The following is a 21,412-nucleotide window of genomic DNA, read 5'->3' on the forward strand; positions in this document are numbered from 1 at the left end:
AAAGATATTGGCCACGAGGTGAATGGGAGTTGAAGTGAAGGTTGGGAAGAGGTTCGACGGCTCTATCTATCACTATACTTCTGCTGCGACCTTCCTGAATTTGATACTGCCCTATGGGCGACTTCGGCTGTCGAGCATCGTAAGATCGATCGACCCGCGCGAGAAACTGTCCATCAATCTGGGATTCACGGGTGCGATCGCTGACGAAGCGATCGAAGGTTGGATGGATAACCATGATGCCTTCCGCAGCATGATTCGCGACAATGCTCATATCCTTTGTTTTGCGAACAGCTACGAGCCTTTGTTTCCCGCACGACAGTGGGATCACGAGGGGGATCGAGGATGGGCGCACGCCGCAATGTGGGCTCATTTTGCCGATCGGCACGCGGGCGTCTGCCTGGAGATTGACAGGGACTTGTTTATCGAAGATTTCGCGAGTGCTACGGCGGACTCGGCGATTTCCATCGTCGGGGATATTGTATATGTGGGCTCCGACGACAACCGGATTGGGGTCCCCAACTTGCCGGTGCGGGGAGCGCATGCGCCCTCATTGGACCGCATGTTCTCGCATGCTGTACATAATTCGATCGGAGCCTTCTTTCAAAAGGACAAATGCTGGTCCTATGAGAACGAATTTCGCGCCATAGCGCTCAACTCTTGCGGCGAGCCTATATATGTGCCACTAAATCGGTCGCTTCGAAGAGTAATTGTGAGCGGTGCGTTTTCCGAGCAGCTCAAGCCGGTCCTCGAGTGGTCGTTGATAAACGCCGGTCTTGACGCCGAGGTTCAGATTCTCGAATGGGTCAGTAGTGCAATGACGTTTGCGCCTCATGCTCTGACTGAGTCATCTGGCGCTGCGATACCAGTAGAAGGTGCGCGCCTAGTTCAGTCGGCATCTCAGGAGCACAGCCATGGCCCTGCTTGCCGCCCGAGGATCACGGAGGGTGAGCACGAAGACGCCCAGCTCAGCATTTGGAGGACTCGGGTTGTTTCGGCGCATCGTAGGCGTGTGTCGAAGTCGCTAGAAGAAGTATCAGCTGTGTTCTTCCGGGCATTCAGCAGGGAGTCGGTTCAAGGGCTGTCGGCGCCTGGCATGGATACTCAGGGAGTATGGGACACCGACATATTTGAACTCTCCGGCTATGTTGAACAGTCAGACGGGTCTCGCGTCCGTGATCTGCTCACTATCTCCCTCGGCGTTACTTGGGCCAATCCGACTGCCGACTCTTTCCAAATCAGGCTTGACGGCGTACACGTCCCGAGCGGCACAATGTGTTGCACGACTTGGACGGTGCTTGATTCGGATTCCGATGCTGTTCTGATGGATGTGATGGCCCAGGTCGACCAGGCGATCAATGATCTGCTCCTAGGCGCCTATGGCTCGATCAATGCGGAGACGACGAGTCGTCGGAGGGTCATGTTGGCGGGGCAGCAAGAAGACGGCGGATCCTCAGAGTAGAGGTTGCGGCGTGTCTGGCTCTCCTCATCGCCTGATCGCCTCATGCCCTGCGTCAGGTGATGTGCGACGTGGGAGTGTCAGCTGATGCGCGACATCGAGGCTAGGAAGTTGAGGTGTCAGCGATCCGCGGTCGCTGTCCCTCATGCTACGTGCTGGCAGGTTAGGTGCCCCGGTTCACCTGTCGAACGGCTCAGTCGCTAGGGTCTCGTCGGACGTGTGCGCCAGTCGTGGCGCCCGATTCGGGAGACACGGGGAGCGGGGGGTGAGGCGGGCTTGTTGACGGCGATTCGTCTGGTCCTCGTCCTTGGATGGGTCGGGCTCGTCGCGTATGCGGCGTCCTGGTGCGTGAGGCTCTGGCGCCACGAGCCCGCGTTGCGCACGCTCATGCCGCGGATGCTTGCTGGGATCGGTCGTGGCGACTACGACCTTGCGCGGGGGCACCTCAGGGCGATCGTCACGTGGACGGGCATCGGGGCCGTCATCGCCGGGGCTGCTCTCGCTGGACCGGTCTACCTGGTCACGGGGAGCGTGCCGGCCTGGTGGGTGGCCGCGGTAGTGGCTGTGTTCCCGGTCAACGTGGTCCTCATGGGCCTTTGGGCGTCGATCGTGTTGTTCAACAGGCCCAAGTTTCTGGTCCCACCGCATATGCGAGGGGATCCAGGCTTGCTGGCGGCTCGCCGAACTCATCACGAGGTAGGGCCTTAGGACGTCTTCGCGGTGCGGGGACGCTGACCTTTGATGCTCCGCACCGGGGTCGTGGTGGTGCGGGCGATGATGGTGGTCTCACCGTCGGGCAGCTCGATCGCGAGGGTCGTCTCGGCGACGTGCACGGTCACGGTGGCGCCGGCATGGGTCCGTCCGAGGGAGATCTTCTGACCTGCCACGACGATCACCCCGGTGGCCGACGGGCGCCGTTGCACGGTGATCGGCTCGATGGACGGGCGTGGCGGCAGGCCTGGGGGAAGGGCCCGTTGTAGGCGCATGGCCGCGACCGGGCCGAGCGGGTTGGGGCGTGAGCGCAGCAGCTCGCGGGTGCCCGGGTCGAAGAACAGCAGCGGTCTGCCGTCCTCGATGTAGATCCCGACTCGGCGCCCGGCCAGGACGTCGGCGGCATGCACGACGTGACTGCCGAGCGAGACGGTCCCGTTGCGGCTCACGGTGCGTTCGACCTCCATGATGGTGAGCCCGTCACGGGCGCCGGGACCGCTTCGGGAGGCGGCGGGCGCGGGCCCCGCCGCGGTGGCGCCCCGGGTGACCAGGAGTCGCAGGTCGGCTTCGGTGAACCGGGATCGCAAAGACTTGATCCGCTGCCCGGCCGCGGACAGGTGCACCCAGTCGCAGTCGATCCAGAGCCGCACGGTCTGCCCGGACCGGTCCGGCCCGAGCCAGAACTGGTTCCCGCGCAGCGCCAGGTTTCCCGAGGCCGGCACGACCCGGTCCAGCTCGATCGCATCACCAGACACGACAAGGGCTGGCGCAGTCTCAACGACATCCATCGGCGTCTGAGCGTCTTCGACGTCCAAGACAACGTCGTCATCCACACCGGGCAAGACGCCTCCGGGCCGGGCCTGGACGAGCGTGGGCGGGACCCACAGCGGCAGCTCGCCTGCCGGGGCCGCGGCGAATCGGTCGGCGGGCACCACCGGGACGTTCTCGTCCAACCCTTGGTGGGGTCGCTGCCCGTTGTAATGCGCCACCCACACGTCCACCGCGGCCTGCGCCTCCGCCAGCGACGTGAACGGGCCCTGCTCGCCGATCTCGGGCCGGAACGTGCCGTGAAACCTCTCCACCTTCCCGTTCTGATTCGGCGAGGCCGGCTGCGTCAGGCGGTGCGTGATCGCGTTGTTGCGGCAGATCTTGTCGAACAACACCTCCCCGCCCTTGGCGAACCGGGCGGTGAACTGCGTGCCATTGTCCGTGATCACCTCCTCGGGCACCCCGTAGGCCGCCAACGCCTGCGCAAACGCCAAGCACACCGCCCGGCCGGTAGCCCGCTCGACCACCGCCGCCATCACGCAGAACCGGGAGTGGTCATCCACGCCCGTGACGATCTTCGCCTCCCGCAACTCCCCGGTCGTCGTGTTGACCAACTCAATCCCGCCGACGATGTCGATGCCCCACAACTGCATCGGCCCGGGCCGCTCGAACCGCACGAACGAGGACCTGGGCCGCTTGCGCGGGCGGGCCCGCACCAGCCCCTGGCGGTGCAGAATCCGCACGATGGTCCGCTCCGAGGGCACCACGATGTCCTCGCGCGCCCACGGGCCCTTCGTGCGCAGCAGCTCCAACCGGATCCGTTTGGCACCCCAGCGGGGGTGCTCGCGACGCATCTCGGCCACGAGCACCTCGACGGCCTCGTCCACCTTCCTCGGGCTCGAGACCGGCCGGTGCGACCGGTCCGCCAGTCCGCCGATCTGCCCCGCAAGATAACGGGTCACCCACCTGTGCACGGTCGCGCGGTGCACCCCGGCGCGGGTCGCTACTTCGTTCACCTCGGCGCCCGCCAACACCGCACGCACGACATCCAGACGCTGCTCCACCACAGACAAAACGACCAGTGCCAATCCGGCCTCCCCGCAGACTGGGACGCCCGCGGCGACGTCCGGCTCCAGGGTGCCGATCACGCCCGATGTCGCACATCACCTGGCGTGGCCAGGTCGCACATCACCCGGCACAGGACAGCCTGATCGCCTCATCGGCGTGAGGAGTTTCTCTACTGACTCAAGCGCGCGGCTCCGCCGCGCGGCCGGCCTCCCGTGCGGGGCCCCGCGCTCCGCTCGCAAGCTCGCTCCGCGCACCCCACCCGTCCGGCCGGCAGCACGACGAAGGCGGCCCCGAGTCGTCTCGTGACCGCCCGTCGCACTACGGCTTGCTCAGTTCTTGTCGCCGTCCTCCGAGTCGGTCGGCCCGTCGCCGGACTTGCTGAACGCGGACGCGAACGCCGGCGCCAGACCCGCAGCGAAGATGACGCCGAACGCGGCGTTATGCGTCGCCATCCCCAGGGCAACGCCGATCGGCAGCGAGATCGCAAGCCCTCGAAGCCAGTTGGAGGACCGCTTCCCGTCACGTTCGGCGCTGGAGCTCATGGCGCCGACCCTAGCCAGCAAGGAACACACTGGGGTACCGCCTGCCGCGCGCCCTACCGACCGGCCCCGAACCGACAGCCGAGCATCCGGCCGTCTCCACCCCGCATCAAGGGCGCCTGCGGCGTCGCTTCGCGATGGCCTGCGGCCACCCTTGACCCGCGCCTCCGACGACCTCTTGTGCTCCGCTATCGGTACGGCGCCTCCGAGTGTCCCCGCCCCTTCGAACGCGCACCCCCGCGCACCCCCGACCCTGCAACACGGTCGTCGAGCGCACCCGATGCCCACGGACTGACGCGGAAATCCGGCCCCCGGAACCGTCCACAGGCGCTCGTAATGAATAGGTCGTCGGTTCGATTCCGACAGGCGGCTCAGTCCAGAAGGCCCGGAACCTCACGGTTCCGGGCCTTCGTCGTCCGATCGCGACTCCCCGGTGCAGGCAGGCTCTGGCGCTCGGTCGCGCGGCCGACCACGATGGTCCCCGTGCTGAATATCGTCGCCGGGTGCCAGGCCTTCGTGGCCGTCGTCGAGCGGAGCGGCTTCACGGCGGCGGGGGCCGAGCTCGGGATGCCGCAGCCGGTGGTGAGCCGCCGCGTGGCGGCGCTTGAGTCGCACGCGGGCGGCAGGCTCCTCGTCCGCGACTCGCGGGATGTGACGCTCACCCCGCTCGGCCGCAGGGTGCTCCCCGCGGCGCGGCGGGTGGTCGACGCCGTCGCCGACCTCGAGGTCGCCGTCGCGGAGCCGGAGCCGCCACCCCTCGTGCTCGCGGTCCCGCAGGATCTGCCCGTGCCGTTGCTGGCGGCGCTCGTGAGCGACGCGAAGGAGTCGGGGGCGCCGCTACGGCTGGTCGCGGCGCCCGCCGCCGAGCGCGCCGACCTCGTCCGCGACTCCCGGGCGGACGCCGCCGTCGTCCCGGCGGCCCCCGGCGCGGCGCGGTGGTCCGCGGTGCTCGGCGCGGGGACGGGCGGGACGCCCGAGGGGCACGTGTTCCTCGACGAGCTCGCGCCGCGGCGCGGGGACCACGGGCCGCCCCGCCGGCTCTGGCTCACCTCCGAGGACGATCACGCCCAGGTGGGCGACGTCGTGCTCCGGCAGGCGGTGGCGAGCGGCATGCTGCCGGGGCAGGTCCGGGTGGCGCCGCTGGTCGACGCGCTGGCCGAGGTCACGACGAGCCGCGACCTGCTCGTGTGCACGGCGGGGGAGGCGCGGCGTCTGGGGCTCGCCTGGGCGCCGTTCGGCGGGCTCGAGCTCGGACGCGGCTACCGCCTCGAGACCCGGCCCGGCGACGCCGCGGGCGCCGGACCGTGGGTCGAGGCGCTGGCCCCCTCGGTGGCGCTGGCGCTCGGGGCCGCCGGGTGAACGGGCCCGGCGCGGCCGACCGCCGCCGGGACGTGGCCCGGGTCCGGGCCGACCTCGCCGCCGCCGGCCTCACCGCGGGGATCCTCGTGCGCGACCTCGCGGACGGTGCCGAGATCGCGCTCGACGCGGACGTCGCGATGCCCGTGGCGTCCCTGGTCAAGCTCCCGATCGCCGTCGCGACCATCGAGCGGGTGCGCCGCGGCGAGCTCGACGGGTCCGCCCCGGTGACGGTCGAGCCGGGCCGGATGACGGTGCCGGGTCCGCCGGGCACCACCCGTTTCCGGCACCCCGCGTCCGTCGCGCTGGACGACCTCCTCTATCTCGCCGTCGCGCTGAGCGACAGCGGCGCCGCCGACGCGCTGCTCGCGCTCACGCCGCCGGACGACGTCGGACGGGTGCTGCGGGAGATGGGCGTCGGGGGGTTCACGGTCCGGCACGGGCTCGCCGAGCTGAGCGAGACGCCGGCCGAGGCCCTGCACGCCCACGACCCGGGCCTCGGGTACGCGCTGGCGGCCACCGCCACGCGTCCGAACGGCAGCTCGGCGATCCGGAGCCTGGACACCTCCGTGGCGACGACGGCGTCGGCGCGCGACGTCGCGGGGCTGCTCGCGGAGGTCTGGGCGGCGGAGCGTGTCCACCCGGTCGTGTCGGCGCGCGTGCGCGAGCTGATGGCGGCCAACGTGCACCGGCAGCGGCTCGCGCCGGAGTTCGAGACGGACCGGTCGACGTGGTCGTCGAAGACCGGCACGGTGCTGTCGTTGCGGCACGAGGCGGGGGTCGTCGAGCACCGCGACGGCACGACGTTCGTCGTCGTCGCGCTCAGCCGGTCGCAGGCCCCGGCGGGCGCCCACCCGGCGGCCGAGGCCGCGCTCGGGCGGGCGGCCCGGCGGCTGCACGACCTGCTCCGCCGGGACCGGACCGCCTGACCGGCCCCGGGCGCCGTGCCTGCGGACGGGCCTGGCGCGAGACCTACAGCAGGCGCAGGGGCTCGAGGTAACGGGGCAGCACGATCCGCGTCCGCGGCGCGCGCCGCGTGACCTCGTCGCACATCGCGCGCAGGCGGTCGGCGGTGCCTCGGTCCATCGCAGCGGGCGGGTTGGCCAGCGGGGACTCGAAGTGGTCCCAGTGGACCGGCACCACCGTGCGCGGGCCGTCGAGCGCGTCCAGGAGGCGTTCCACGTACCCGGCGGTCAGGGCGTTGCTCGGCACCGGCATCGTGACGACGTCCGGCCGCAGGCCGCGCAGGGCCTGGTCGTCGAAGTCGCTCGCACCCATGAGCAGGACGCTGCGGCCCGACGCCGCCCGCACGAGGTAGGCCAGCGTGTCCCCCTCGGGCAGGTCCGCGACCGTCAGCGGCGGGTCGACCCGCGCCGTCCGGACCCCGGGGAACAGGACCCCGCCGTTCGTCGACCGGCTGTGCAGCGAGCGCACCACCCGCACGACGACGTCGCCCACGTGGAGCTCCTCGCCGCCCCGGACGGTCGCGACGCGTCCGGCGGGCAGCCCCATCGCCTGGGCCAGGTGGTAGCCGGTGAGCGTGGTGAAGACGGTGGCGCCCCGGGTGGTCGCGACGTGCGGGACGTCCCCGAAGTGGTCCCAGTGCGTGTGCGTCACGAGGGTCGCGGTGACCGGGTCGTCCGGGTCGGGCCGGCCGAGCGCGTCGTCGACCGCCGTCGCCGACACGGTCAGCGCGGTCGTCGCGTCGAACGCGCCGCGGGCCAGCCCGGTGTCGAACCGCGTGAGGTACGGGTCGACGAGCACCCGGGACCCGGCGGTGCGGAGCTCCCAGCCGGCGTTTCCCAGCCAGGTCATCGCCACGTCGCCGCCGCGGGCGTCCCCGGCCAGCCGGCTGCCGGCCGCGAACGCCGGCCCGGCGACGGCGCCGAGCACCGCCGTGCTGCCGGCGGTGAGCACCGTCCTGCGTCGAAGGTCGTGCATCGCGTGTTCCTCCTCGATCCCGATGGAGGAACGACCGTCTCAGCAGGGCGACCGGCGCGGCCAAGACACCTCGTCGCCGTTCCATGCCGGAACGGCATGGGCGCCGACCCCGCGGTGCGAGAGTGGTCCCATGACGAGCAACGAGGTCAAGTTCAAGATCGACGTCCCCACCGAGCTCGAGGGAGGGGTCCCGGCGGACTTCGCGTCGCTGTGGCACACGTCGACGTCGTTCGTCATCGACTTCGTGGCGGCCACGAAGCCGCCGCAGCCGGTGACCGACCCGGACACGGGGGCGGTCACCGGCCGCGTGGTGCCGGGGCGGGTGGTGTCGCGCGTGCGGATCCCCCCGCAGCAGGTGTTCGAGCTGGCGCGGGCGCTCACCCAGCAGCTCGACGCCTGGGAGCGCGAGACGGGCAAGAAGACCGACGGCTCCGCCGGCTGAGCCCCGTCCGATCCCGCTGGTTGAGCCTGTCGAAACCCGGAGTTGAGTCCCAGATAGTGGTGTAGCCCAGAAGGCCGGAACCTCGCGGTTCCGGGCCTTCGTCGTCGCCGCCGTCAGTCGACCGGGCGCCAAGGGCCGTGCAGGTCGCCGGGCTCCTGGTTCCGCGTCCACCACCGTGCCTCGTAGGTGGTGCCGTCGTGCACCGCGAACTCGCCCGCGGTGAAGATCCGCGAGTCCGTCCACACCGCGGTGCCGTCGTCGGTCGTGGCGATCTCCTGCCACGGCCCGGTCGCGGTGGCGCCCGGCTGCTGGCCGCGCGTCCACCAGGACGCCACCCAGGTGGCGTCGCCCGACGTGACGCGGTCGCCGGCGGCGTAGGCCGTGCCCTGCTCCCACGCCGGGGCTGGGGTCTCGGCGAGGACGCCGGACGACGCGACCACGCGCAGGTGGTCGAGGTTGATGTTGCCGGTGTCGCCGGCGGCCTGCTGGAGGAGTATCTCGTGGCGCCCGGGCTCGAGGGCGACGGTGGTCGCGGGGGAGTAGTCCCAGCGGCGCCATCGGTCGGGGCCCTGGCCGAGGTTCGGGAACGCGACCGGCGTCGCCGCCCCGTCGTCCACCGAGACGGAGAGCTGCCGGTCGAGCGGGGCGACGACCATCCCGTTGGCGTACCGGAAGGACAGCTCGACCGTGGTCGCGGCTGCCGCCTCGTACGTGAACCGCACGCCGGCGCCCTCCTGCGAGAGGTTGCGGACGAAGCTGGTGCCCGTGTACCCGGGGTGCTCGGTGGTGGTGCGGGCCCCGCCCTCGAGCGCGGCGTCCTCGGCCTCGGCGACCTTCTCGCTGCGCTGAGCCTCGACCGCCGCGCGCAGCGCGGCGAGGGACGCCGCGTCCCCGTCGGCGTCGGCGATCTTCCGTGCGAGCTCGTCGAGCGCCCCGGCCATGGCGTCCAGGTCTCCGCGGCGGGCGTGCGTCGCGGCCTGGGCGGCGCTCGCACGGAGCGTCGCGGCGGTCGGGCCGTCGAGCGCCGCGACGTCCTCGGCGTCCCGGAGCAGCGCCAGGATGCCGTAGAGGCCGGCGGGCGGGCCGAGGTACGGATCGACCTCCGGCGCGAGCGCGGCCGCCACAGCTGGCGGGAGGTCGGCGGCACTCGAGGTGAGCACCACGTGACGAAGCATCTGCAACGACTCCCGGACCCGGGCGAAGTCGCCGTCTCGCGCCGCCGCGAGCGCCGCGTCGGCGTGGTCGGCCAGGAGCGCGGCACGGGCAGGGGCCGTGCGCTCCGCGGCGTCGTCCACCAGGTCGACCAGGTCCCGGCCGGGCCGGGGCAGGAGCTCGAGCTCGACGGAGCCTCCGGCCGAGCCGTCCGTGCCGACGAGGCGCAGCTCGTTCAGCGGCGCGTAGGCGACGGCGTCGGAGGGGACGGCGAACGTGAGTGTCGCGGTCTCCCCGCCGCCGACCCGGCCGCGGGCGCCGTCGACGGACTCGCCGTCGACCTGGATCTCGACGCCGCCGACAGCCGTGCCCTCGTTGCGCACGCGCGCGGTGACCGTCACGGCGTCGGCGACCGGGTCGTAGGCGGCCTCGGGCTCGCCCTCGAGGGAGAAGGCGGGGGCGACGTAGTCCTCCAGCTCCGCGAGGTCCTCGTCGGTCGCGACCCGCAGCTTCACGGCCTGGCCGCCGCCGGCGGCGGCCGAGGTGACGAGCGTGTCGGTGGAGTCCACGAGCGCGTGGGTCACCTCGACGCCCGTGGGGTCGCTCTTCCACGACGTGCCGGCGGCGTCGGCGTACACGTCGGCCACGTAGGTGACGTCGTCGTCCAGGAAGGTGAGCGGCACCGGCACGTCGCGGGCGTGCTCGTCGGTGACCGTCCCGAGATACCACGTGGAACCGCTGCGGCGCGCGGTCACGGTGCGATCCCCGATCACCGCATCGAGCACGTGCGACTCGTCCCAGGTGGTGGGCATGTCCTTGAGGTAGGCGAAGGCATCGGCGTGCTCGGCGTAGTTCTCGGGGGTGTCCGCGAGCATCTGCATCGGGCTCGAGAACGTGGGGTAGAGCGCCAGCTGGAGGGCCGTCGTCGACTGCACGCGCGTGCCCAGGCCTGCGGGGTCCCAGGTGACGTCGAGGACACCGGGGGTGTAGTCCGCCGGACCGCCGATCCAGCGCGTGAACGGCAGGATGGTCGCCTGCTCGGGCGGGTTGCCGCCGGCGCCCATGTAGTTCTGCTGCTCCATGCCGGCCACGCCCTCGCCCGTCATCATGTTGGGCCAGGTGCGCGACAGCCCGGTGGGCTTGATGGCCTCGTGGGCGTCGATCGAGATCTGGTACTTCGCCGCCGTCTCGATCACGCGCTGGAAGTGGCGCACCGCCTCCTGGTCGTAGTGGCTGCGGTTCACGCCGCCGAGCTCGAAGCGCGTCGCGTACCCCGTCTTGACGGCATGGATCCCCCACTCCTGGTACTGGGCGAAGATCTCCTCCAGGTGCTCGTCGTAGTAGTCGACGTAGCCGCGCGTCTCGTTGTGGGCGACGAGGCCGACGCCGCGCTCTGCGGCGTACGCGAGCACCTCCTCGAGGTCGACGTCGGGCTGCGGAGTGAGGAAGTCCTGGTTCTTCCACTCGCCGCCGGCGTTCTCGTTCCAGCCCTCGGCGAGCACGTACTTGGCCCCTGCCTCCACGGCCAGGTCGACGTACTCCTTGATCCGCTCGGTCGTGGCGCCGTGCCTCGGCCCGGCGGTCCACGTGGTGTCCCGGCGCTGGAGCTCCCACCAGACGCCCACGTAGGTGCCCGGGTCGATCCAGTCGGTCGTGTCCGTGGTGTCGTCGCCGTCCGAGTCGACGTCGCAGATCGTGCACGGGTCGTTGAGGTTCTCGATCAGGTGGGACTCGGCGAGGTCACCGGCCGTGCGGCCCACGGTCACGGTGCGCCACGGGGTGGAGAACCCGTCCTCGTCGACGTCGATCACGGCCTTGTCGCCGTTGGGCAGCGCGACGAGGTCGGCAGTGAGGGTGCCGGGCGTCCCGGCGCGCTTCAGCGTCATGCTGGGGAAGTCCTTGAGCGCGGCCTCGTGCACGGCCAGGACCAGGCCGTCGCCCGAGAGCGTGATCGGCGTCTGCGCCGAGGCGACGTCCGGCAGCGGCTGCGTGCGGTAGTGCTGCTCGTCCGCGCTCTGCTTCGTCCCGGCGGGGATGGAGTACGCCGTGAGATCGGCGGGGAGCGCGAACTCGGTGGCCTCTTCGGCCACGACGACGCCGTCGCCCAGCGCGTCCTGCTCGGGGAAGACGTACCGGAGGCCCACGCCGTCGTCGAACACCCGGAGCACGACGTCGAGCTCGACGCCCGACGCCTCGTGCACGCCGTGCACCGTGAGCTCGTTCGCGTGGTTGCGCACCTGCGCGTCGTTGCCCCAGGCCGGAGTCCAGGTCTCGTCGACGACGTCGCGCTCGGTCGAGGTGATGGTGAACCCGGTCGTGAGGTCCAGCGCAGGCTCCCGCAGCCGGAAGCCGAGGGCCGACGGCGCGACCACCGTCGTGTCGCCGTCGCGCACGACCTCGTACGACAGGCCGCCGTCGACCACGGCGACACGGGCCTCGAGCGAGCCGTCCGGCGACGACACGCCGTACCCGTCGAGGCCTCCCTGCGGCTCGTCCGCATGGGCAGGACCCGTGACGCCCACGACCGCCGATGCGACGAGGGAGGCGATCGCGACGGTCGTCGCGAGCGGCCTCGGCCGGTGCCCACCCCCTCCCCGTGGGTCGTGCGCGCGTGGGCGGCGGTGCGGAACGGTGGGGCGCATTGGACATCTCCCGGACGCCGTCGTCTGTGCGGAGGTCGGCGCCGATCGCGGCCGGCGTCAGGTCGATTCAACCGGCGTTCGCCCGAATATGCAACGTTGCATCAGCGGGGCGGGATCCCGGGTGGCGCCGCCCCGAGGGGGCGGTGCCAGAGTGGTCCCATGACGACAGGCTCAACCAGCGGGTGTCGACAGGCTCGACCAGCCACGCTCAGAGCGCGCGCTCGGGCCGGGCGAGGATCCCCGGCACGAGGCGCGCGCTGAGCGCCGCGGCGCCGCGCACGGCGAGGAACCCGAGGGCGAAGACGGCCAGTGCCGTGACGATCGCTACGGGCTGCACGAAGATCGCCATCCCGACCAGGGGGAACAGCAGCACGGCCGCGCACAGGGCCGAGCCGCCCGCGACCATCCACAGCGCGGACATCACCGCGCGCCGGGACGCCCCGCTCATCACGGAGCGCGGCACGCCGAGCCGGTCGAGCGACACGTGCACGGCGGCCCGGTCGAGGGTGGCGGCGGCCTGGTTGATGCCCACCGAGCACGCCACCATGAGGAACGACACCGCGACGGTGACGAGGACGCCGGTGGAGACGTCCTGCATGAGCCAGCGCTCGTCCGCGTCCATGCCCTCGGTGGAGGTCATGTCCGCCATGGCCAGGCCGACGGCACCGAAGACTCCGACGAAGCTGGTCATCGCGACGCCGCTGACCTGCCGCCACGCCGCCTTCGGGTCCTCCAGGATCATGCGCGCGGCGAGCAGGCGCGGCACCGTGCCCGCCTTGCGCGCCTGGCGCCGGGCGCGCACGCGCACGAACCAGGGGCCGAGCGCGTCGAGGGCGAGCAGCATGCCGCCGAAGATCGCGGCCAGCGTGCCGACGATCGCGACGATGCCGCCCAGCTCCCCGAGCACGCCGAGCACCTGCATGAGCCCGAGGCCGACGACGAGCACGCCGACGGCGATCACCACGCGCACCCAGTGCGCGGTGCCCGGCCGCTGCCGGGTGCGCACCCCGAGCGGGGTCACGACCACGGCGCGCAGGCCGAGGACGGCGCTCGCCGCGGCGAGCAGCGCGACGCCGAGCACGGCGAGCGGCAGCCACCACCACGGCACCCACATCTGCGCGCCGAGAGCCTCGCCGCGGAACTGCAGCAGCCCGACGACCGGCGCGAGCACGGCGTACCCGACGACGCCCAGGACGGCGCCGACCAGCGCGGTGACGGCCGCCTCGAGCACGGTCAGCGCGGTGATGGTGCCGGTCGTGGCGCCGAGCAGGCGCAGGGACGCGAGGCGCTCGTCGCGGCGTCGGGCCGCGAGCCGCGCCGCGGACGCGCCCACCGTGGCGAGCGGCACCAGGAGCAGCACGACGGCGATGACGGCGAGCGTCGCGTAGGTGGACGCGAGCTCGTCGTCCCACCCGAAGAACGCCTGCGCCCCGCCCAGCACGACCAGCAGCAGCGCGGTGACCACGGCGAAGGCCGCCACGGGCAGGGCGAGGGCGAGCCGGTCGCCGTCGCGCCGGCGCGTGAACAGGGGAGCGAGGTGCAGCGCGGTGGCGAGCGCACCCGCCGGGCGGGCACCGGGCACGGCGGCGGCGGTCATCGCGCGACCTCGGCGGCGCCGGTCGTGGGGCCGGTCGTGGGGCCGGTCAGGGGAGCCGCGGCCGCCGTGGCGGCGGTGTCCGAGACGACGCGCCCGTCGCGCAGCACGACGGTGCGGGCGCAGCGGCGCGCGACGTCGGCGTCGTGCGTGACGACGACGAGCGTGCGGCCCGCCCGGGTGGCGGCGAGCAGCAGGTCCAGCACCTCGACGGACGTGGCGGAGTCCAGCGCCCCCGTCGGCTCGTCCGCGAAGATCAGGCGCGCCCCGGTGACCTGGGCGCGCGCGATGGCGACGCGCTGCGCCTGCCCGCCGGACAGCTCGCCGAGCCGGCGCTGCTCCAGCCCGGCGAGGCCCAGGTGGTGCAGCCACTGCGCGGCCTCCGCCTCCGCCTGCCCGCGCGGCACCCCCGCGAGCATGCGGGCCACGGCCACGTTCTCCAGAGCCGTCAGCTCGTCGAGCAGCAGACCCTGCTGGAACACGAAGCCGAGCTCCTCCCGCCGCAGGCGCGACCGACCCGCGTCGTCGAGGGAGGCGACCTGCACCGGCCCGTGCGTCGAGGCGAAGGCGACCGACCCGGCGGTGGGGCGCAGGATGCCCGCGAGGCAGTGCAGCAGCGTCGTCTTGCCGGAGCCGGACGCGCCCATGATCGCCACCGACTCGCCCGCGGCGATGTCGAGGTCCACGGCGTCGAGGGCGGGCGTGACCCCGCCGGGGTACTGCATCGTCAGTCCACGCGCGCTCAGCAGAGGTGTCATGGCACCCACCCTCGCGGCGGGCGGGGTGGCCGCGCGTCGGACCACGAGCGGATTCGCCGCCGGCCGGGGTCCCCCTCCGGTATGACGCCGCTCGGGGAGGACCAGGAGGCCCGAGGCCGGGCCCGGCGCCCGCGGGGCCGCCGGTAGGCTCGGCGGCATGGCTTGGAGCTTCGGGCGTCGTCGGCCCACCACGTACCTGCTGGGGGAGCCGGTCGACCCGTACCCGGCCCAGGCGCCCGAGGCGGCGCGCGGCCGCGTGCTGCGGATCACGGAGATCGGCGAGCCGGTGCTGCACGCCCCGGCCGCTCCCGTCGAGGAGTTCTCCACGCCCGAGCTCGCGCGGCTCGTGGACGACATGTTCGCCACGATGGAGAACGCCGAGGGCGTGGGTCTCGCGGCCCCGCAGGTCGGCGTCGGGATCCGGCTGTTCGTCTACGACATCACCGACGAGCGCGGCGACCGGCACGTGGGGCACGTCGTGAACCCGGTGCTCGAGGTCGACCACGACGCCGAGCCCGAGACCGAGGACGAGGGCTGCCTGTCCGTGCCCGGCGCCTACGAGCCGCTGGAGCGGCCGGGGGCCGCGACCGTGCGCGGCGTCGACCAGCACGGCGGCCCCGTGCAGCTGACGGGGAGCGGGTTCCTCGCGCGCGCCTTCATCCACGAGGCGCAGCACCTGGACGGCACCCTGTACTGGGACCACCTCTCGCCCGAGCTGCAGGCGGACGCCCTGCGCGAGCGCGACGAGGAACGTGCGGACATCCTCGCGGGCCGGCACGAGCTCGCGATCGAGCTGGGCAAGCGCCCCGCCGAGTACCCCGCGAAGCCCGCGGGCGGCCGCTGACCCGCCGACCCGCTGGTTGAGCCTGTCGAAACCGCCGTTTCCGCTGGTCGAGCCTGTCGAGACCACGTCGGGGGTCTCGACAGGCTCGACCAGCGGGGTCTCGACAGGCTCGACCAGCGGGGTCTCGACAGGCTCGACCAGCGGGGTGTCGACAGGCTCGACCAGCGGGGTGTCGACAGGCTCGACCAGCGGGGTCTCGACAGGCTCGACCAGCGGGGTGTCGACAGGCTCAACCGGCGAGCATCCCCGGTGCGGTGGAGAAGAACTCCTCGACGCCGTCGTCGAGGCTCGTCGAGCCGAACGCGATGTCCTGCGCGATGCGGGTGAACTCGACCTCCACGGCGCCCGCGCCCTCCGGGGGCGGCGGGGGCGTGTCGCCCGCGACCTCGGCGATCCGGGCCGCGTAGTCCAGGACCTGCTGGTCGAGCTCGTCGGGCTCGAGGGCGTCAGCGGCCTCCTGGGAGATGGGGCCGCCGCGCGACAGTCCGAACTCCTTGCTCACCTCCGGGTCGTTGGCGATGAAGTCGATGAACGCCGCCGCCTCGTCGGCGTGCTCCGTGTTCGCCGACATCGACAGCTCGAGCGACGGCTTGAGGTACAGCCCGCGGTTGGCCGGGTCGTCGGCGGGCGGCAGCAGCATCGCGAAGTCGCCCTCCGCGCTTCCCTCCGAGTAGCGCACCAGGAAGTTGAACCAGCTGATCTCGCTCGCGGAGATCCCCGCGCCGACGGCATCCTCCCCGGCGAGCTGCTCCACGCGGGCCTGGTCCACGAACCCGCCGTCGGCGAACAGCGGCTTCCCGCGCTCCCACCAGGCGGTCAGGTCGGCCTCGTCGAAGCCGAACGTGCCCTCCGGCGTGAACAGCTCCTTGCCCTGCTGGCGCAGCCAGACCTCGAAGATCGACCACACCTGGGTGTACGCGACCGCGCCTCCCACCACGGGCTCGTGGTCCTTCCCGGCCTTCCCGACGGCGGACAGCAGGTCGTCGTACTGGTCCCACGTGAGGTCGCCCTCGGGCGCGTCGACGCCCAGCTCGTCGAGCAGGTCGGTGTTGACGAAGCCGGCGAACCCGCTCGTGCTCGTGGGGATCCCGAAGATCTGGCCGTCCACTCTGGCCGCCGGCATCACCGACTCCGGGAAGGAGGAGATGTCGATCGCCCCGCTCTCCGTGTACTCGTCGAGGGGAGCGATCTGGCCGGTGCCGCCGTACTGCGACAGGTAGGACACGTCCATCTGGAACACGTCGGGGAGCGAGCCGCTCGCCGCCTCGGTGTTCCGGGCGGTCCAGTAGTCCCCGAACCCGGCGTACGACGACTGGATCGTGACGTGCGGGTTCTTCTCCTCGTACAGGTCGATCGCCTTCTCGTACCGCTCGGCGCGCGACGCGTCGCCCCACCACGCGAACGTGAGGGTGACGTCCTCGTCGCCCGAGCCGCCGCCGTCGCCTGCGCTGCAGGCGCCGAGCGTCGTCGCCAGCGCGGCGACGGCGAGCATCGCGACGCCGGGGCGCCGCAGCCTTCTGGTGGACATGAGGGCCTCCTTGCACACATGTGCCGTCGGTCGACGGTCGTGACGGCATGCTGGCAGCCGGACGGTCGTGTCGAGCGGGAGCGGACAAAAACGCGCTTCGGCGGACACGGCCGGGCTCCGGGTCCCGCAGGCACGGGGCGGCCCGCTCGGCTCAGAGCGTGCGGGCCCAGTCCGCGACGGCCGCCGCGACGTCGTCGTCCTTGCCCCGGACGTCGTGCGCCCCCGGCAGCGTCACCAGCGTCACCGGGCCGGGGATCGCGGCCGCGTGCTCGGCCAGCTCGTCGGGTGTGCCGAAGGGGTCGCGGTCGCCCGAGACGAACAGCACCGGCACCGTGACCTGCGGGAGGTGCTCCACCCGCAGCCGCTCCGGCTTGCCCGGCGGGTGCAGCGGGTAGCTCAGCAGCACCAGCCCCGCCGCCGGGAGGCCCTCGGCCACGGCCATCGAGCACATCCGCCCGCCGTACGACCGGCCGCCCAGCAGCAGCCGCTCCGTGCCGACGCCGAGGCCGGCGGCGAACCGCGCGGCCTCGTCGCGCAGGTGGGCGACCGCGACCGGCGGCCGGTCGGGCATCCGCTTGCCGGCCAGCCGGTACGGGAAGTCGACCCGCTCCACCGGCAGCGGCGGGTCGAGCGCGGCGAGCCGGTGCTCCACCGCCACGAGCGTGTGGTGGTCGCGGCTCGCGCCCGCGCCGGGGGTGAGCAGCAGGCCTCGGGGCGTCGTCGTGTCGGGCACGGGTCCAGTGTCGCAAGCCGCCGGTAGCGTCCGGGGGGTGAGCGAGGACGAGCGGGGAACCGGGCCAGCCATCGAGCCGGGCGGCACCGTGCGGGGCGAGGACTGGTACGGCCGGGACCTGTCGGGGCTGACGCTCGAGGGCGTGGAGCTGGTCGAGGTCGACCTCACGGAGGTCACGGCGACCGGCGCCACGTTCGACGGGTGCACGTTCCGGGGCGTGCGGTTCAACGCGTCGGCGTGGACCGAGTGCGCGTTCACGGCGTGCACGTTCAGCCGCGTGAACTTCTTCGACGCGTCGTTCGAGCGGTGCAAGCTGGTGGGCTCCGGCTTCGACGACTGCCGGTTCGACCTGCTGCGCGCCGAGCGCGGCGACTGGTCGTTCGTGACGCTGCGGCGCGCGGCGCTCGACGGCGTGCGCCTCGAGGGGCTCCGGATGCGCGAGGCCGACCTCGACGGGGCGCGCCTGTCCGGGGCGACGGTGACCGGCGTCGACCTGTCTGGCGCGGAGCTCGCCGACGTCGACCTCACCGGCGCCGTCCTGCGCGGCAGCGACCTGTCGGCGCTGGACCCGCGCGCCGCGCGCCTGGCCGGGGCCGTGATCGACCCCGCCCAGGCGGTGGTCCTCGCCGAGGGGCTCGGGCTCGTCGTCACGCCCTGACGCCCAGCCGCCGGGCTCCGGCGTGGGCCTCGTCACACCGGAATGCCCTTCCCCCAGGTCATCGCGGCGATCGCGGGACCACGTCGTGGCGGGCGTGGCCGAGGGCTCGTTTACATCGTTTACATTCTTGGTGGAACAGCGCACCTGCTGCTCCCTGCCGGACCAGTGCAGGACACCGGAGGATGGACACCCAATGACGGACCAGGTCACGATCAACCCGATCGTGCTGCAGCGCGCCGACCCGAGCGTGCTCCGGCACGAGGGCACCTATTACTTCACCGGCTCGCACCCGCGGTACGACCGCATCGTGCTCCGCAGGGCCGACCGCCTCGAGGACCTGCAGAAGGCCGAGGAGGTGACCGTCTGGACCAGGCACGCCACCGGCCCGCAGTCGCAGCTCATCTGGGCCCCGGAGATCCACCGGGTGGACGGCGCCTGGTACATCTACTACGCGGCCGCCCCGGTCGACCACGGCACCGTGGACGCGCCGAGCGAGAACGAGACGTTCAACCACCGCGTCTTCGTCCTCGAGAACACCGCCGACGACCCGTTCTCGGGCGAGTGGGTGGAGCGCGGGCAGGTCGACACCGGCTGGGAGTCGTTCGCCCTGGACGCCACGAGCTTCGTGACGGGCGGCGCGCAGTACCTGGTCTGGGCGCAGCAGGACCTCGCCGTGCGCGGCCACTCGAACCTCTACATCGCGCGCATGGCGAACCCCTGGACCCTCGCGACGCCCGCCGTCGAGCTGACGCGCCCGGAGTTCGACTGGGAGACCAAGGGCTTCTGGGTCAACGAGGGCCCGTCCGTGCTCGTGCGCGACGGCCGCGTCTTCCTCACCTACTCCGGCGCCGCCACCGGCATCGACTACGCCATGGGCCTGCTCACCGCCGACGCGGGCGCCGACCTCCTCGACCCGGCGTCGTGGACCAAGAGCGCCGAGCCCGTCTTCGTGAGCGACCCCGCCGCCGGCCAGTACGGCCCCGGCCACAACTCGTTCACCGAGACGCCCGACGGCGAGGCGGTGCTCGTCTACCACGCCCGCACGTACACCGAGATCTCCGGCGACCCGCTGTGGGACCCGAACCGGCACGCCCGCGCCCAGGTGCTGCCCTTCGACGCGGACGGCAACCCCGTCTGGGGCACGCCCGTGCCCGACACCCGCCCCACGCCCACCTCCACCGAGGTCCTCTCCGCCGACGGAGCGTTCTGATGAGCACCACCACCGCCCCCGCCGCCAAGCCCCGCGCCCGGGAGTCGCTGAAGAAGCTGGCCTTCTGGAACTACGGCGGGCTGTTCTTCTTCTACTTCGCGAGCTGGCAGCTCGTCTTCACGTTCCTGGCCCCCTGGCTGAACGAGCAGCTGGGGATGTCCGAGGGCAACATCGGGCTCCTGCAGTCGATGATGGCGCTCACGGCGCTGTGCCTGCAGCCCCTGTACGGCTACGTGCAGGACCGCCTCGGGTTCCGCAAGAACCTCTTCGCGTTCGTCGTCGTCATGGGCGCGCTGATGGGTCCCTTCTTCGCGTTCGTCCTCCCGCCCCTCGTGGACCTCAACCAGGTGCTGGGTGCCGTCGTCGGCGGCATCTTCCTGTCCCTGGTGCTCAACTCCGGCGTGGGCGTGGTCGAGGCTTTCAACGAGCGCGGCTCGCGCGCCAACGGCTTCGAGTACGGGCACGTGCGCCTCTTCGGCTCGCTGGCCGGGGCGACCGCGTCGCTGGTGGGCGGCTTCATCTGGGCGGCCGACCCGGACAACATCTGGTGGGTCGGCACCTTCTCGGCCATCGTGCTGGGAGCGCTCCTCTTCGCCGCCCGGACCCCGAAGGCGGCCCAGGAGGCAGCCCGCGCCGACGTCGAGGCGACGGACCGGCCGAAGGTCTCGAAGGACACCGTCAAGCGTCTGCTGCGCGATCGCTCGTTCGTCGGGTTCATGGTCCTGATGTTCGGCACGGCGGCGCTGTACGACGTCTTCGACCAGCAGTTCGCGATCTACTTCGGCCAGCACGTCACCGGCAGCCTCGACCCGCAGGTGCTGTTCTCCCGCGTCGTGTTCGTGCAGATCCTCCTCGAGGCCGCCGTGATGGTGGTGATGCCGTTCATCATCAACAAGATCGGCGCCAAGCGCGGCCTGCAGATCTTCGCGCTCGTCCTCGTGGTCCGCGTCGTCGGCTCGGCGATGTTCACCTCGACCGAGGCGCTCGTGCTGTGGCGGCTGCTCGCCGCGATCGAGATGCCGCTGATGCTGGTCTCGGTGATGAAGTACATCACCCGCATGTTCGACGTCCGGATCTCCGCGACGGCCTACATGATCGGCTTCAACACGGCCAAGCAGGTCGGCGTCTTCATCTTCTCGTGGGTGTTCGGCCTGTCCTACGAGGCGATCGGCTTCTCGCAGTCGTACCTCGTCATGGGCGTCGTGGTGCTCGCCGTCCTGGTGGCGTCGAGCTTCCTCATGCGCAACGACAAGGGCCTGCCCGACCCGGTCGGCGCCGCCGCCGGGCCCGCTGCCGGCCTCGCCCCGGCCGCCGCCGTCGCGCGCTGCCCCCGCCCCCCCCCGATCGCCGAACAGGCGGTTGCCCCCGTGATCGACGCCGTGTCGGCCCGATAGCGGTGGCAACCGCCTGTTCGGCACCCGGGGTGGGGTGGGCGCGCGGCAGGGGCGGTCCGGTGCCAGGGTGGGCGCATGACCGCACCGCTCGTCGTCCGCGCCCTGGCGCTGGGGCTCGCCGCGGGGTCGCGCGCCACGCTCGGCGTCGCGGCCCCTTTGCTCGGCCCGGCCCCGGCGCACCGGCTGCCCACCCACCGCCTGCGCCGGCCGGCGGGCGTCGCGCGGACGCTCGCGGGCCTGGCCGTCGCCGGCGAGATCGTCGGCGACAAGCTGCCCGCCACGCCCAGCCGTCTCGACCCGCCCGGGCCGGAGACGCGGGCCGGGAGCGGTGCCGTGGGCGGGCTGCTGCTCGCGCTGCGGCACCACGCCTCGGCGGGGTCCACCGCGGCGGCGACGGCGGCGGGCGCCGCCGGCGGCCTCGCGGGCACCTTCGTCGGAGCGGCCTGGCGGGCGGCCGTCGCGGAGCGCGGGTGGCCGGACCTGCCCGCCGCGCTCGCGGAGGACGTCGTCGCCCTCGGCCTCGCCACCTGGGCCACCCGCGCCTGACGGCGCCCCCGACCATGCCGACCATGCGGTTGCGCTCGTTCCGAGCGCCGAGAACGAGCGCAACCGCATGGT

General features: G+C 72.3%; 17 protein-coding genes. 9 read left to right on the forward strand and 8 right to left on the reverse strand.

What is annotated here, in order from left to right; genetic code table 11:
* Positions 1 to 34 precede the first annotated feature (34 nt).
* Entirely contained in the window at positions 35 to 1,459 is a 1,425-nt protein-coding gene (locus tag ACQFYA_RS03945) for a DUF2971 domain-containing protein (protein WP_499121713.1), read from the forward strand.
* A 701-nt stretch (positions 1,460 to 2,160) separates the two neighbouring features.
* Here ACQFYA_RS03945 and ACQFYA_RS03950 read toward each other — a convergent pair.
* Together ACQFYA_RS03950 and ACQFYA_RS03955 are read right to left on the reverse strand one after the other, a co-directional pair.
* Positions 2,161 to 4,023: an IS481 family transposase gene (locus tag ACQFYA_RS03950; RefSeq protein ID WP_499127423.1), complete on the reverse strand. Its 1,863-nt coding sequence runs from the start codon at positions 4,021 to 4,023 to the stop codon at positions 2,161 to 2,163.
* A 309-nt stretch (positions 4,024 to 4,332) separates the two neighbouring features.
* On the reverse strand, positions 4,333 to 4,545 hold the full coding sequence (locus ACQFYA_RS03955; RefSeq protein ID WP_499121714.1) for a hypothetical protein: 213 nt from the start codon (positions 4,543 to 4,545) through the stop codon (positions 4,333 to 4,335).
* Positions 4,546 to 5,025: 480 nt separating this feature from the next.
* On the opposite strand from ACQFYA_RS03955, the gene ACQFYA_RS03960 reads away from it, so the two are divergent.
* Together ACQFYA_RS03960 and ACQFYA_RS03965 are read left to right on the forward strand one after the other, a co-directional pair.
* Positions 5,026 to 5,901, forward strand: coding sequence for a LysR family transcriptional regulator (locus ACQFYA_RS03960; protein WP_499121715.1), 876 nt, complete (start codon positions 5,026 to 5,028; stop codon positions 5,899 to 5,901).
* Entirely contained in the window at positions 5,898 to 6,827 is a 930-nt protein-coding gene (locus tag ACQFYA_RS03965) for a serine hydrolase (protein WP_499121717.1), read from the forward strand. Before ACQFYA_RS03960 ends, ACQFYA_RS03965 begins: the two co-directional genes overlap by 4 nt.
* A gap of 43 nt (positions 6,828 to 6,870) precedes the next feature.
* On the opposite strand, the gene ACQFYA_RS03970 is transcribed toward ACQFYA_RS03965, so the two are convergent.
* A complete protein-coding gene (locus tag ACQFYA_RS03970; RefSeq protein WP_499121719.1) occupies positions 6,871 to 7,839 on the reverse strand; it encodes an MBL fold metallo-hydrolase in 969 nt (322 codons plus the stop codon).
* A gap of 130 nt (positions 7,840 to 7,969) precedes the next feature.
* Here ACQFYA_RS03970 and ACQFYA_RS03975 point away from each other — a divergent pair, with 130 nt between their 5' ends.
* Entirely contained in the window at positions 7,970 to 8,281 is a 312-nt protein-coding gene (locus tag ACQFYA_RS03975) for a DUF3467 domain-containing protein (RefSeq protein WP_499121720.1), read from the forward strand.
* A 113-nt stretch (positions 8,282 to 8,394) separates the two neighbouring features.
* Here the strand turns inward: ACQFYA_RS03975 and ACQFYA_RS03980 are convergent, their stop codons facing one another.
* The 3 genes from ACQFYA_RS03980 to ACQFYA_RS03990 form a co-directional block, all read right to left on the reverse strand.
* Entirely contained in the window at positions 8,395 to 11,955 is a 3,561-nt protein-coding gene (locus ACQFYA_RS03980) for a glycoside hydrolase family 97 N-terminal domain-containing protein (protein ID WP_499121721.1), read from the reverse strand.
* 328 nt (positions 11,956 to 12,283) lie between these two features.
* Entirely contained in the window at positions 12,284 to 13,672 is a 1,389-nt protein-coding gene (locus ACQFYA_RS03985) for an FtsX-like permease family protein (RefSeq protein ID WP_499121723.1), read from the reverse strand.
* Positions 13,669 to 14,427 carry an ABC transporter ATP-binding protein gene (locus tag ACQFYA_RS03990; RefSeq protein ID WP_499121725.1) on the reverse strand — a complete coding sequence of 253 codons (759 nt, stop codon included), beginning with the start codon at positions 14,425 to 14,427 and terminating at the stop codon, positions 13,669 to 13,671. The genes ACQFYA_RS03985 and ACQFYA_RS03990 overlap by 4 nt, the downstream gene beginning before the upstream one ends.
* Before the next feature lie 157 nt (positions 14,428 to 14,584).
* Here ACQFYA_RS03990 and def point away from each other — a divergent pair, with 157 nt between their 5' ends.
* The gene (gene def, locus ACQFYA_RS03995; RefSeq protein WP_499121727.1) at positions 14,585 to 15,271 is read left to right on the forward strand and encodes a peptide deformylase; all 687 of its coding nucleotides are present in this window, start codon (positions 14,585 to 14,587) and stop codon (positions 15,269 to 15,271) included.
* A gap of 229 nt (positions 15,272 to 15,500) precedes the next feature.
* Here def and ACQFYA_RS04000 read toward each other — a convergent pair whose 3' ends face one another.
* Both ACQFYA_RS04000 and ACQFYA_RS04005 read right to left on the reverse strand, forming a co-directional pair.
* Positions 15,501 to 16,799, reverse strand: coding sequence for an ABC transporter substrate-binding protein (locus tag ACQFYA_RS04000; protein ID WP_499121728.1), 1,299 nt, complete (start codon positions 16,797 to 16,799; stop codon positions 15,501 to 15,503).
* Between the two features lie 151 nt (positions 16,800 to 16,950).
* Positions 16,951 to 17,532 (reverse strand): alpha/beta hydrolase family protein, encoded by a 582-nt coding sequence (locus ACQFYA_RS04005; RefSeq protein ID WP_499121729.1) that lies wholly within the window; start codon positions 17,530 to 17,532, stop codon positions 16,951 to 16,953.
* Between the two features lie 37 nt (positions 17,533 to 17,569).
* Between ACQFYA_RS04005 and ACQFYA_RS04010 the strand changes: the two genes are divergently transcribed.
* The 4 genes from ACQFYA_RS04010 (at position 17,570) to ACQFYA_RS04025 (ending at position 21,340) form a co-directional block, all read left to right on the forward strand.
* A complete protein-coding gene (locus ACQFYA_RS04010; RefSeq protein WP_499121731.1) occupies positions 17,570 to 18,190 on the forward strand; it encodes a pentapeptide repeat-containing protein in 621 nt (206 codons plus the stop codon).
* A 193-nt stretch (positions 18,191 to 18,383) separates the two neighbouring features.
* Positions 18,384 to 19,400 carry a glycoside hydrolase family 43 protein gene (locus tag ACQFYA_RS04015; protein ID WP_499121732.1) on the forward strand — a complete coding sequence of 339 codons (1,017 nt, stop codon included), beginning with the start codon at positions 18,384 to 18,386 and terminating at the stop codon, positions 19,398 to 19,400.
* On the forward strand, positions 19,400 to 20,794 hold the full coding sequence (locus ACQFYA_RS04020) for an oligosaccharide MFS transporter (RefSeq protein WP_499121733.1): 1,395 nt from the start codon (positions 19,400 to 19,402) through the stop codon (positions 20,792 to 20,794). Before ACQFYA_RS04015 ends, ACQFYA_RS04020 begins: the two co-directional genes overlap by 1 nt.
* 75 nt (positions 20,795 to 20,869) lie before the next feature.
* Positions 20,870 to 21,340 carry a hypothetical protein gene (locus tag ACQFYA_RS04025; RefSeq protein ID WP_499121734.1) on the forward strand — a complete coding sequence of 157 codons (471 nt, stop codon included), beginning with the start codon at positions 20,870 to 20,872 and terminating at the stop codon, positions 21,338 to 21,340.
* The last annotated feature ends 72 nt before the right edge of the window (positions 21,341 to 21,412 follow it).

Source organism: Promicromonospora sp. Marseille-Q5078 (assembly GCF_050315395.1).
Lineage (GTDB): Bacteria > Actinomycetota > Actinomycetes > Actinomycetales > Cellulomonadaceae > Isoptericola.